Annotated in this window: 19 protein-coding genes; 15 read left to right on the top strand and 4 right to left on the bottom strand. The window is 33.8% G+C overall.

The annotated features are described in order from the left end of the window. Positions 1–163: 163 nt before the first annotated feature. The 3 genes from ACMGE9_RS05040 to ACMGE9_RS05030 are packed head-to-tail and all read left to right on the top strand — an operon-like array spanning position 164 to position 2,348. Entirely contained in the window at positions 164–778 is a 615-nt protein-coding gene (locus ACMGE9_RS05040; RefSeq protein ID WP_414044163.1) for a CDP-alcohol phosphatidyltransferase family protein, read from the top strand. Continuing rightward, a complete protein-coding gene (locus tag ACMGE9_RS05035; protein WP_414044162.1) occupies positions 768–1,706 on the top strand; it encodes a phosphatidate cytidylyltransferase in 939 nt (312 codons plus the stop codon). The genes ACMGE9_RS05040 and ACMGE9_RS05035 overlap by 11 nt, the downstream gene beginning before the upstream one ends. Positions 1,707–1,718: 12 nt before the next feature. Further along, the gene (locus tag ACMGE9_RS05030; protein WP_414044161.1) at positions 1,719–2,348 is read left to right on the top strand and encodes a lysophospholipid acyltransferase family protein; all 630 of its coding nucleotides are present in this window, start codon (positions 1,719–1,721) and stop codon (positions 2,346–2,348) included. A gap of 124 nt (positions 2,349–2,472) precedes the next feature. Here ACMGE9_RS05030 and ACMGE9_RS05025 read toward each other — a convergent pair whose 3' ends face one another. Both ACMGE9_RS05025 and ACMGE9_RS05020 read right to left on the bottom strand, forming a co-directional pair. After that, entirely contained in the window at positions 2,473–3,012 is a 540-nt protein-coding gene (locus ACMGE9_RS05025; protein ID WP_414044160.1) for a cysteine hydrolase family protein, read from the bottom strand. 27 nt (positions 3,013–3,039) lie between these two features. Beyond that, positions 3,040–3,462: an Rrf2 family transcriptional regulator gene (locus ACMGE9_RS05020; RefSeq protein ID WP_414044159.1), complete on the bottom strand. Its 423-nt coding sequence runs from the start codon at positions 3,460–3,462 to the stop codon at positions 3,040–3,042. 90 nt (positions 3,463–3,552) lie between these two features. On the opposite strand from ACMGE9_RS05020, the gene ACMGE9_RS05015 reads away from it, so the two are divergent. The 12 genes from ACMGE9_RS05015 (at position 3,553) to ACMGE9_RS04960 (ending at position 10,564) form a co-directional block, all read left to right on the top strand. Next, positions 3,553–4,239: a hypothetical protein gene (locus ACMGE9_RS05015; RefSeq protein WP_414044158.1), complete on the top strand. Its 687-nt coding sequence runs from the start codon at positions 3,553–3,555 to the stop codon at positions 4,237–4,239. After that, positions 4,236–5,117 (top strand): NAD-dependent protein deacetylase, encoded by an 882-nt coding sequence (locus tag ACMGE9_RS05010; protein WP_414044157.1) that lies wholly within the window; start codon positions 4,236–4,238, stop codon positions 5,115–5,117. The genes ACMGE9_RS05015 and ACMGE9_RS05010 overlap by 4 nt, the downstream gene beginning before the upstream one ends. Further along, complete coding sequence (locus tag ACMGE9_RS05005) at positions 5,114–5,344, top strand: HIT family protein (protein WP_414044156.1); 231 nt, start codon at positions 5,114–5,116, stop codon at positions 5,342–5,344. Before ACMGE9_RS05010 ends, ACMGE9_RS05005 begins: the two co-directional genes overlap by 4 nt. Positions 5,345–5,380: 36 nt before the next feature. Then, positions 5,381–5,692 (top strand): thioredoxin family protein, encoded by a 312-nt coding sequence (locus ACMGE9_RS05000; protein WP_414044155.1) that lies wholly within the window; start codon positions 5,381–5,383, stop codon positions 5,690–5,692. 162 nt (positions 5,693–5,854) lie between these two features. After that, positions 5,855–6,127, top strand: coding sequence for an AbrB/MazE/SpoVT family DNA-binding domain-containing protein (locus ACMGE9_RS04995; protein WP_414044154.1), 273 nt, complete (start codon positions 5,855–5,857; stop codon positions 6,125–6,127). After that, positions 6,124–6,513 carry a type II toxin-antitoxin system death-on-curing family toxin gene (locus ACMGE9_RS04990; RefSeq protein WP_414044153.1) on the top strand — a complete coding sequence of 130 codons (390 nt, stop codon included), beginning with the start codon at positions 6,124–6,126 and terminating at the stop codon, positions 6,511–6,513. The genes ACMGE9_RS04995 and ACMGE9_RS04990 overlap by 4 nt, the downstream gene beginning before the upstream one ends. 126 nt (positions 6,514–6,639) lie before the next feature. Beyond that, complete coding sequence (locus ACMGE9_RS04985; protein ID WP_414044152.1) at positions 6,640–7,083, top strand: Rrf2 family transcriptional regulator; 444 nt, start codon at positions 6,640–6,642, stop codon at positions 7,081–7,083. Continuing rightward, on the top strand, positions 7,052–8,059 hold the full coding sequence (locus tag ACMGE9_RS04980; protein WP_414044151.1) for an NADP-dependent oxidoreductase: 1,008 nt from the start codon (positions 7,052–7,054) through the stop codon (positions 8,057–8,059). The genes ACMGE9_RS04985 and ACMGE9_RS04980 overlap by 32 nt, the downstream gene beginning before the upstream one ends. Before the next feature lie 67 nt (positions 8,060–8,126). Further along, on the top strand, positions 8,127–8,300 hold the full coding sequence (locus tag ACMGE9_RS04975) for a hypothetical protein (RefSeq protein ID WP_414044150.1): 174 nt from the start codon (positions 8,127–8,129) through the stop codon (positions 8,298–8,300). Continuing rightward, complete coding sequence (locus ACMGE9_RS04970; protein ID WP_414044149.1) at positions 8,291–9,337, top strand: NADH oxidase; 1,047 nt, start codon at positions 8,291–8,293, stop codon at positions 9,335–9,337. Before ACMGE9_RS04975 ends, ACMGE9_RS04970 begins: the two co-directional genes overlap by 10 nt. Before the next feature lie 142 nt (positions 9,338–9,479). After that, positions 9,480–10,034: a DapH/DapD/GlmU-related protein gene (locus ACMGE9_RS04965; RefSeq protein WP_414044148.1), complete on the top strand. Its 555-nt coding sequence runs from the start codon at positions 9,480–9,482 to the stop codon at positions 10,032–10,034. An 11-nt stretch (positions 10,035–10,045) separates the two neighbouring features. After that, positions 10,046–10,564: an NAD(P)H-dependent oxidoreductase gene (locus ACMGE9_RS04960; RefSeq protein ID WP_414044147.1), complete on the top strand. Its 519-nt coding sequence runs from the start codon at positions 10,046–10,048 to the stop codon at positions 10,562–10,564. 89 nt (positions 10,565–10,653) lie between these two features. Here the strand turns inward: ACMGE9_RS04960 and ACMGE9_RS04955 are convergent, their stop codons facing one another. Next, positions 10,654–11,379: an NADPH-dependent F420 reductase gene (locus ACMGE9_RS04955; protein WP_414044146.1), complete on the bottom strand. Its 726-nt coding sequence runs from the start codon at positions 11,377–11,379 to the stop codon at positions 10,654–10,656. A gap of 1 nt (position 11,380) precedes the next feature. Then, positions 11,381–12,175: an NAD(P)H-dependent flavin oxidoreductase gene (locus tag ACMGE9_RS04950; protein ID WP_414044145.1), complete on the bottom strand. Its 795-nt coding sequence runs from the start codon at positions 12,173–12,175 to the stop codon at positions 11,381–11,383. Positions 12,176–12,178 lie beyond the last annotated feature (3 nt).

Below are 12,178 nucleotides of genomic sequence, written 5' to 3'. Positions count from 1 at the left end.
CGCATGCTTATTACATGCGTTCTTATTTTTATATATGGCTAAATATAAAAATCCATGAGAAAGATAGTCAAATATTATCGTTTCGAGAACAAATTAATTTTGTTTTAAAAAATTTCTGTGTGTATAATTACATTGAGAAACTATTAAAGGATGGATGAGTCATATGGTCAGTATTTATGAGCTTAAACCAAAGTTCCAACAGTTGCTGATGCCTGTTGTTGATAAACTGCGCAATATGGGTGTTACGCCAAACCAAGTGACAGTAAGTGCGATGCTTTTGTCTGTTATTACAGGCATTATTGTCGCAGTGAATTATGAAAATAGGTGGATTTATTTAATGGTTCCTTTTGTGATGTTTGTACGAATGGCGCTTAACGCAGTTGATGGAGTTATGGCATCAAAGTTCAATATGAAGTCTAATTTAGGAATGTTGTTGAATGAATTAGGTGATGTTATCAGCGATTTAGTATTATTTTTGCCATTCATACTGATAGTTCATGACCGTGGTATTTCAGTATTATTATTTATTGGGTTTTCTATTATTAGTGAGATGTCGGGAAGTTTAGTTCAAGTTATTGGCTCTAAACGCATGTATGACGGGCCAATGGGGAAAAGTGATCGCGCATTCTTAATTGGTTTAATCGCGTTTTTAATTGCGCTCAATATTAAAGTGATACCGTATATTCATTTCATTTTATATATTGCGACTATAATGATGCTATTTAATACATATAAACGTATCGATAATGGACTGAAAGGAGCCACGTATGAACCTTAATAGGATTTCTGATGAAATGATGACGGTGCTGATTGGTATATTTATTGTACTCATTGTGTCAACCATTATTAGTCAAATATTGCTTAGGAAATATCCTAATAAAGATACGGAAAATATTTGGGTGAGAATTAAGTCTTGGTGGATGATGTGTATTATATTCTCATTAGCACTCACAATTCATAAAACAGTGTCCCTTGTATTTATGGCATTCCTTTGTTTTATCGCACTTAAAGAGTATTTCTCTCTCATTCCTACAAATCGAAGTCATCGACTTGTTTATTTATGGGCATACTTATCGATTCCTATCCAATTTATACTTATTTATAAAGGATTTTATGGTTTCTTTATCGTTTTTATCCCAGTCTATATGTTCTTATTCATCCCCATACAAGCTCTAATTGTTGGAGAAACAAAAGGATTCCTTCAATCAATGGCAACAATACAATGGGGGATTATGCTGTTTGTCTTTAGTTTGAGTCACTTGGCGTATTTAATCGTATTGCCTGGTGATGATAATACAGTATCAGGAGCAAGTTTAGTACTATTCTTAGTTGTATTAACACAAGCGAATGACGTGTTTCAGTTTATATCTGGGAAGTTGTTTGGAAAACGTAAAATCATCCCGAAAGTCAGTCCAAATAAGACATGGTCTGGATTCATTGGGGGCATTATATTAACAGCATTACTTGCGTTATTACTTGGATCGTTACTGACGCCATTCACTTTGATTGGTACGATTATTGCAGGCATGTACATTAGTGTGAGTGGGTTTATCGGAGACGTGAATATATCAGCACTGAAACGCGATTTGAACATTAAAGATACATCACAAACAATCCCTGGACATGGTGGTATTTTAGACCGTGTGGACTCTCTCACTTACACAGCGCCATTATTCTTTCACTTTACACGATTCTTTTATTTCTAGGAGGGCGACATCATGATGAGAGATATATTATTTACATTAATCGTTCGCCCGATTATATTTGTTGTCCTAGGATTAAACATACGTCATTACGACCGACTGAAGAAAGAAGGACCACTTGTATTAATCGCAAATCATAATAGTCACTTAGACACGATAGTACTTATGAGTTTGTTGAGAGGGAAAAGCTTTCATAACGTAAGACCCGTAGCAGCTGGAGATTATTTCTTAAAAAATGCGGTACTAAAATGGTTCTCGACAAAAGTGATGAACATTATACCGATTGAAAGAAAAATGACGAAAGACTTTAAGGGAATGTTTCAACCAATATTAGATGAACTCGATAACGATGGTATTATCATTTTGTATCCAGAAGGATCGCGTGGTGAACCAGAGAAGTTATCAAAATATAAATCAGGTATATACTACTTGATGAGGGAACGCCCTGAAGTTCCTATTCAGCCAATATTTATGCATGGTTTAGGAAAAGCATTACCGAAAGACAGCTTTATACTCGTACCATTCTTCGTGGATATCTTTGTGGGAGAAGCATTTTACTTCGTTAACAACCGAAAAGAGTTTATGGATGATGTCACAAATCGACTGAATGCGTTGAGAGATGAAGGTAAATTTAAAGAGTGGTAGGGAAATAGATATTAAAAAGTGAAAGTGTTGTGCTGAATTATGATGAGTAAATGCAAAACCTAAACCGATTGAAAAAAATTAATCAAAAAAATTCCGAGCAGATAATTGCTCGGAATTTTTTTGATCAAATAATATTTTTAGTATCAACCACTTCAGCATACATACCATTCAATGCAGCCATAAATGCATTATGAACATCTTCTGCTGCAACAGTTGTATTGCCAATAGGTAAATCAGTCGTCGCACATGCATCGTTTGCTAACTTCACTTTATAACCATGTTCCATTGCAGATCTCACGGTTGCATCAATACACATATGCGTCATCATACCAACGATTACTAAGTCTGTGACACCTGCTTGCTTTAACTTTTCTTCAAGATTTGTATTAAAGAAACTGTTTGGTGTGTGTTTAATAATCACTGGTTCATTATCTAATGGTTTTACAGAAGAATGAATTTCAACCCCTTCAGTTTCAGGAATGAAAAATGGGACTGCATTCCCTTCAGTAATGTGTTGTATATAAAAAATTGGTGCACTATCTTGTCTAAACTTCTCGATTAGCTGTGCCGCATTTTGTGCTGCTTTTTCAGGGTTCGTAAGTTCCATTTTACCGCCCGGGAAATAATCATTTTGAATATCAATTACAATTAATGCTGTTGTCATTTCAATCACCTCTAATGTTATTTTGTATTACTTTATTCTCTCTTGATACTCACTAAAGATACTTTCAAGCGTGATAGATTGCATCTTTTCATTAATAGAAGCTTGTATATCTTGATATGTTTCTTTTAATACATAGCGCATATTGATACCAATACCGCACTCAGGATTAATATCTGCATCTAGATGAAGGAGTGGTTTATCTCCTTCAACGGCTTGATAGACATCAAATAAATTAATATTTTCTGGTGATTTCACAAGTTTAGGATTGGCTTTGCCTTGTGAGTTGATAATAATCTCTGACTTTTTAAGTAAAGACATTAGCTGTCTTACGTATGAAGGATTGGTCTTTAGACTATATGCAATATCTCCGCTTGTAATCTTTTCTGTACCGGCAAAGTGAATATAAGAAAGAATATGTACTGCATCGCTTAATTTTGCTGAATATTTCATGACAAAACCTCTGAACTTGTATTTTATAAATTAACATGCTATCGTATAACGTGTTATTTATAAATTAACATGATAGGAGATATAAAGTCAATGAATACAAATAATCATGCATTAGCGAAAGCGTGGCTTCAAGATGCAGACGCAATATTAATTAGTGCAAGTAATGGTTTATCCATTTCAGAAGGCTATCATATATTCGCAGATAATGAGGATTTTAAAACATATTTTAATCACTTCAGAACAACATACGGTGTTCGTAATATCGTGCAAGGATTATTTTATCCATATCCTAATGAATCAGAAACACGCGCATTTTATGAAACTGTGATTCAATATATGATTAAAGATTATGATGGTAGTGAAGTGTTTACAGATTTAAAAGCAATTATCGGTGAAAAAGATTATTTTGTTGTAACTTCTAATGGTGATACGCATTTTCAAATGAATGGATTCGATGTAACACGTTTATTTGAAATTGAGGGAAACTTTTATACTGGCTTATCAGGCGATATGCGTCATATCGAAGAGCAAAAAGAAAAATTTCATTCATTTTTATCAAAGTACCATCATAAAAAGGTTGTTGTATTAGAACTTGGAATTGGCATGCGTAATCAAATGATAAAAGCACCACTAATGAACCTTGTTTCAACGGAACGTAACTTTCAATACATTACTTTAAATTTACAACAAGAAATATATATACCCGTCGTAATAGAAGACAAATCAATTGCTTTAACTGGACCAATCAATAAAACATTTAAGGAGTTATTAAAATGACAAAGATAACAAATAGTTATAATGAGCAACAAATATCTGAATTTGTAGATAAAATTGAACAAGCAGATTATATTTTAATCGGGGGCGCAGCAGGTATGTCTATGGCTGGCGGAGGACCGAATTGGTATGAGAATGATGAGTATTACCGAAAGGATTTTTCCCACTTTGAAGATAAATATAAAGCAGGTAGTTTATGGAATTTATTTTATAATCCAATGTGGAAAAATAGAGGTGCACATTGGGGGTATTTAGTATCTTTATTCGAATGGGTGAGGAATGCTGAAATAATGCAACCCTATCTCGATTTAAAAGCGCTATTACAAGGTAAAAACTTTGAGATTGTTACGACGAATCAAGATACTCAATTTGTGAAGGCTTTTCCTGAGAAAAATGTAGCTATAATACAAGGATCATGGGATTACATGCAATGTAGTGAACGTTGCCATGATAAAGTATACGATAGTAGTGAAATACTTGAAGGATTATACGAAAAAATAGATGGTGTTATATTACCGGAAGAATTAATTCCGAACTGCCCAAAATGTGGTGCTGAAATGGAAGGTTGGATTCGAGGTAGAACATTTTTAGAAGGTTCATTTTATCAACAACAATACGCAATGTATCAACAATATGCAAATAAAGCACAAGGAAAGAATACTGTATTCTTGGAGTTAGGTGTAGGGATGATGACACCAATGTTTATTAAAGAACCATTTATGAATTTAACTTATCAGAATCCTAATTCGACATATATTACAATTAATCCAAATCATGCCATCGTTCCACCGGAAATTGATAAACAATCGATTGGTATACAAGGAGATATCGCACAAGTATTAAAAGATGCGCTGTCATTGAAGGCAAAGCGTTATGAATGATTGTATCTTTTGTGACATTATTTCAGACGAAGCACTTAAAAATTGTTACAGGTGCAGAAGGCATTAATATTGTGAGTAATAATGAAGCGGCAGCAAATCAAGTTGTCTTTCATACGCATATCCATATCATTCCGAGGTATGCTGATGACGGCATTGATATGAAATCAACGCCACATCCAGTAGCATTTGAATTACTGAATGAGCGTTCTTCGAGATTTAAATTATAATACGTAGTATGATGATATCACTTTGGAGGTGTAGAAATGGAACATATTAAAGATTATGACACGTTAACAGAAAGAATGAACCAAGAGAAATTCGTAATATATGTGATGAGTGAAGGATGCAGTGTATGTCATGCAGACCTTCCAAAAGTTGAACGATTGCTAGAAAATTATGATATACCAAGTGCGAAGATATTAGTCAATGAAATACCAGAAGCGGCGGGTCAGTTGTCTCTATTTACTGCACCGGTGATTATATTAAACGCGCATGGTAGAGAATTTCACAGACAAGCACGTATCATAGATTTTGATGTGTTAGATTATCGTTTAAGTCAGCTAAATGATTTATAATTTAGGCGAATATGTATAAAGCAAAACGACAACTCCGAGTGTCGTTTTTTTTTGTTGAATTTTTCAATGTTGTAATTATGTGCATACATATATACATATATATAATGGTGGTGTATAATGTAAACAAATAGATATATTAATAAAAATGATGAGGTGATTAGCATGTCAAAATTTGAATACGAACCGAAAAACGATGGACACAGCTTTATTAAGGAACAAAAACTTTGGAAGACTGGGAATTCAGTTGTTATTACAGTACCGAAAGAAGTGTTAAATCACTTTAATGTGACAACAGGGGATGCTTTAATGTTTGATGTAAATGAGGATAGAGTAGAGTTAGTGAAAAAAGATTTTTCAGATATGGATATTCTTAATTTAGCAAATGAAATCTCTGAAGAGTATAATATGACATTTGAAAAGTTGGTGGATCGATGATGGAATATTTAACTGAAAAAGATATTATTATATTAAATACTTTCTTGATTAAAAAATATTCTCCTGCAGAACAAATAGGTGTTAAAGAACCAACAGCATTACATATGACAGTAGAATCTCCTAAACAAAATGTATTCGGAATGGAGCTTTATCCTACATTAGAATTAAAAGCTGCTAACTTATATAGAAACATTGTCCTAAAGCATATTTTTTTTAATGGAAATAAACGAACAGCATTTATGGCACTCAATGTATTTTTAAGAAAGAATGGTAAAAGATTATATGTAGATCAAATGGAAGCGGTTGAATTCACCGTAAAGATTGCGACAGATAAATTAGAAGAAGATGTCATTGCAGAATGGATTGAGCGATATATTGAAAAATAATACTTAGTACAAGATCACGATTTGAATTTTTCAGATATGTGGTCTTTTTATTATGAATTTTATTAAATATTTGTTATATTTGTATCTGTATTAGATACAACAACAAATATAAAGTGAGATGATTCCATGGATATTAAATTTTCAGTCGCACTGCATATAATGGTAATGATTTCAGAATCAACTGAAGTTCAGAACTCAGATACATTAGCGAATAGCGTCAATACAAATCCGAGCTATATTAGAAAGATAACTGCATTACTTAAGAAATCGAACTTAATAGAGAGTACGCAAGGTAAGAGTGGGATGTCCCTTATTAAATCAAGTAAAGATATTAACTTATTAGAAATTTATCAAGCAGTACATCCAACAGAAGTTAAGTTATTAAATGTTCATACAGATGTAAATTCAGAATGTCCCGTCGGTCAAAATATTGAACAAGTACTGAATCCAATATTTTCAGATGCAGAACAGCAATTGTTTCAATCATTAAAAGCACGAACTTTAGAAGATGTTATTAAACAAATGAGGGAGAATTATAATGAAAGCCATACAAATCAAGCAATACAGTAAAGAAATTAAAGTTGAAGTGAACGATATTCCAGTGCCAACAATAAGTGCAGATGAAGTGTTAATTAAAGTTGTAACTGCAGCTGTGAATCCTTTAGAAAAGTTAATCATGACAGGTGAAGTGAAGTTAATTCAAGGATATGAATTTCCACTTACACTAGGGAATGAACTGGCAGGTGTTGTAGAAGCAGCTGGAAGTAATGTTACAAGTGTTAAACAAGGTCAACGTGTATATAGTAGATTGCCTGTAAATCATATTGGTGCTTTTGCAGAATATGTTGCTGTGAATGATGATGCAGTGTCTATTATTCCGGATTATTTGAACTTTAAAGAAGCGGTTGCGATCCCTTTAACAGGACTTACAGCGTATCAAGCACTAAATGATATCTTAAATGTTGAATCGGGTAAAACATTATTTATTCCTGGTGGATCTGGTGGATTCGGTCAAATTGCTGTACCTCTTGCAAAAGCGAAAGGTTTAAAAGTAATCGTATCAGGTAACCCAAAAGCAAAAGAACATATTATGTCTTTAGGTGCAGATCAGTTTATTGATTATAAAACAGAGGATTATTGGGATGTATTAAAGGATGTAGACTACGTTATCGATACGTTAGGTTCAAATGAATTTGACCATGAACTTTCAATCATTAAACCAGGTGGCCAGTTATTAAGTTTAAAGACAGCACCGAATAAAGCATTTGCGAAATCAAAAGGTTTATCAAAAGTAAAACAAATCTTATTTGGAATAGTAGGTTCGAAGTATGATAAAAAAGCAAAAAAACAAAACGTAACGTATCATTTTATGTTTGTAGATGCGAACGGCACACAACTCGATCAAGTTGGAAAAATATTAGCCGAAAAACAAGTGAAGCCACAAATAGATGAAAAAGAGTTTACGTTAGATGAAACAGAAGCGGCATTGGATTATACATTCAACGGACGCCCTTTTGGTAAAGTGATTATTAATGTGAATACATAGATAAAATTGAAATGATAAAAAAAGATATAGAAATAAAAAATATAATAATTTGTTAGGAGCATAATTAATGTCAGTAGAAAAATTATTTGAACCGCTCGTTTTAAGTAATGGTGTAACAATTAAAAACAGATTATATAAAGGTGCAATGAGTGAAGGGATGGGCGATAAAACACATCGCCCAACAGAAGCATTAGTAAATGCGTATAAATACTGGGCAGATGGTGGCATTGGATGTCTTTAACAGGTAACGTTATGATAGACAGACGTTATTTAGGGGAGCCAGGGAATGTCGTTATTGAAGACGAAAGAGACTTAGATGTTTTGACGCGTTGGACAGAAGCCGGAAAAAGAAATGGCAGTCATATTTGGATGCAAATAAATCACCCTGGTAAACAAAGCCCGAAAACTGTTTCGAAACAGCCGATAGCACCAAGTGCGATTCCAATTAGTGGCGATGCGGGTGGTGCGTTTAATACACCAAGAGAAATGACAATTAATGAAATAAAAGAGACAATCGATCGTTTTGTCACAGCAGCAGTTGTCGCAAAAAAAGCTGGATTTACAGGTGTTCAAATTCATGGGGCACATGGTTACTTAGTGAGTCAATTTTTATCATCAAGAGATAATAGACGTTATGATGCGTATGGTGGTATGTTAGAAAAACGTATGCAGTTTTTAGTTGAAATTTATTTAGGGATGAGAGAAGCATTAGGTGAAGAATTTCCAATCAGCTTAAAGATTAACTCAACTGATTTTAATAATAATGGATTTTCGTTAGAAGACTCAATTGCTGTCATTAAGAAAATGGCTGAACTTGGTATTAACCATATCGAAATCTCTGGTGGAGATTATGAGAAACCACAAATGATGGGTGACGGAGAAGTCTATTTCTTGGATTACGCGAAACAAATGAGTGAAATTGTGGATGTACCGATTTCAGTCATTGGTGGCTTCCGTAAACAAAATGGTATGATTGATGCAATTACCAATACAAACGTTGCGATGATTGGTATCGCGAGACCACTTGTATTAAATCCTGAATTACCGAACCAATTACAAAACGGAACATATCAAGATATGAGTATTCCTAGACTAACAACTAAAGTCAAAGCGATTGATAAAATGTTGGGAGGTTTTATTGGGATTGCTTATTATGAACAACAAATTAGAAAATTAGGTAATGATCAAACTCCTGTAGTACATACAAATGCGTGGAGTCCGTTATTTGATTTAGCTAAAGTACATGGAACGAGGGCATTCACGAAGAGAAGAAGATAATAATAACAATTAATATAGGCAAATTAAAAATAAAATTAAGAAATAATTTAGGGTACGAGATGGAGAACCATCTCGTATTTTTTGTCTTTTCTTTTATTAAGTTAAGGATTATATAGTAAACTGAAGAAAAGGAGTGGAGTATATGACTTTATTAGAACGTATTCAAAATATTGAAATATTAAAAGATGATCCTATTTACGATGAGATTCATGACAACAAAGGAAACAATGAAAAATTATCGTTTGAAATCAATGATGGTTATAAAACGAATGATGAAGTATTAAAAATCCTTGGTGAAATGACGAGCCAAATGATTGATGAAAGTGTGGTTGTATCATTGCCATTCTATACGGATTACGGTCGACATATTACATTTGGAAAAGATATCTTTATCAATAAGAATGTAACGTTTGTAGATTTAGGTGGCATTGAAATAGAGGATAACGTATTGATTGGACCATCAGCAAGAATCATTTCAGTGAACCATATCGTGGATCCAGCGAAGCGACGAGGACTTATTGTCAATAAAGTGGTAATTAAGAAAAATGCATGGTTAGGTGCAAACGTAACCGTATTACCAGGTGTAACAGTAGGAGAGAATTCAATTGTCGCAGCAGATTCAACAGTAACGAAAGATGTACCACCGAATACCATTGTGGCAGGAACTCCAGCGAAAGTGATTAAGGAAATAGAATAGGAGCAGATTTAATGAAAACATTAGTCATTATTGTTCATCCAGAAATGTATCAGTCACGCGTCAATCGTATGTGGAAAGATGCGCTAGAACAAGAAAATATTGATGTGTGTGATCTTTACGCAATGTACCCTGATTCAAAGATTGACATCGAAGCGGAACAAGCAGATTTATTAAAATATGATAAAATCGTATTCCAATTCCCGTTTTATTGGTATAGCAGTCCGCCATTATTAAAGCAATATTTAGATGAGGTATTCTTGTTTAACTTTGCTTATGGTCCTGAGGGGAATAAACTTCATGGTAAAAAATTCGCTTTAGGGATTACGGTCGGAAGTCCAGTATCCGATTATACAGTTCAAGGATTCAATCGATTTACAATGGATGAATTGCTTACACCGTTTGCAGCAACATTTCACTATGTAGGAGCTGAGTATGTTGGATACTATGCACAATACGGTACAGTGAACCATGCCACTGAAGCGGAGTTAGTAGAAGGTACAAAACAATATATTGAATTTGTGAAGCAATGATAAAAAGCGGTCGAGGAAGTGTTGATAAATGAAAAATATCACTTTTTCCTCGATATATTCACAAAAAAGACCTCATAATGAGGTCTTTTTTAAAGCGCTTCAGCACCATATACTTTTCTATTCATTGCAACGATATCTTCATGTTGCATTTCAGGTTTAAAATGATTGATTACTTCATCACGATTTAAAGGAATATTTGTTTTTTCAGCAATCTGTAATGCACGTTGTAACTGCTCAATATTAAGCTCAGTACAATAAGCAGGTGCACCTGGTTGGTGTCTCCATGAGTTATTTAATTTACCATTATCTATAACATCAATACCAATGGTATTAATTATTTTTGTTACAGTATCTTTATGTTTTTGATTATCTCCTGAAATCGCCATGGCAATTTTTTTACCTTCGGTAGATGTAATATTTTGTAGAGTCATTGCAAGCAAGTTATTGAATGCTTTAATTACTGGTTTTCCAATTTGTTCGGATACCCACACACTTTCAACTTTTCCTTGATCGATAACTTTGATATTGCCATCTCTAAATGGATAGTAATTTGTAGAATCAATAATAATTGTATTTTCATTGAGATGCGATAATTTGTCTTTTATACTAGGTACGACATTGAAAGGTAAGGAAATGATTAAAATACCTACATCTTGTATCACTTCATCAAAAGTTACTGCTGATCCTTTAAAGTCTTTGCCTTCTAATTTATCGATTGATCTCACATCGGCTATTTTAACTTCATGACCTGCATTGTATAAATGTTTAGAAATCGTTGTACCCATTGGGCCTGCGCCGAGTATTCCAATTTTCATATTAATTCCTCTTTTCTTTATAAAAATCTTGCATTAAATCATCTATGACTTCTTTAACTGTACGTATAGATTTTATTGGTGTAATCCCTGTACCAACTGATACAAACCCAGTTTCAGTATCACCATCTAACATACCGATTTTCATATTTCTACCACCTTGCATGTGTTTAGCAATTTCATCACTTGTTCTCATATCATCATGCATCGATTTTAGTTCATATGCTAATTTACCTGGTAATGAACGATAATATGAAGGTGTGGTTCTAAATAACAATAAATCTTCAGCAGATGAGTCAACAATATACTGTTTTACATTCTCAGCTGCTGGATTTTCTTTTGTAGGTATTAACACACTTCCAACGAAAACTCCTTCTGCACCCAATGCGAAAGCTGCACGAACACCACGGACATCACCAATACCTCCTGCAGCCATTACTGGAATTTGAACAGCATCAGCAATCATAGGCACGATAGAAAATGTACCAATAACTCTGTCAGGGACTGTTCCGCCTTCATCAAAACCTGTAGCGACATATATATCAGCTCCCATCTTTTCAGCTGCTTGAGCGTCAGCCATGGTTGGTGTCATTGGTCTGAATATGATTTTAATGTGATGATCTTTAAGCTTTTTGAATAAATCTTCATCTAAAACGCCGTTGATTAATACGACAGGTACTTTTTCTTCGATAACTACATCTATAATAGGTCCAGTAAAAGTCATATCAAAACTTACAATTAGAGTTGTTGCAAAAGGTTTGCTTGTTAATGCTTTTACTTTTTTAATTTCAGTACGCATGCG

The organism is Macrococcus animalis, assembly GCF_047425875.1.
Classification (GTDB): domain Bacteria; phylum Bacillota; class Bacilli; order Staphylococcales; family Staphylococcaceae; genus Macrococcoides; species Macrococcoides animalis.
Note: the sequence above shows the minus strand (reverse complement) of the source record. Positions and strands in the feature narration are given on the sequence as shown.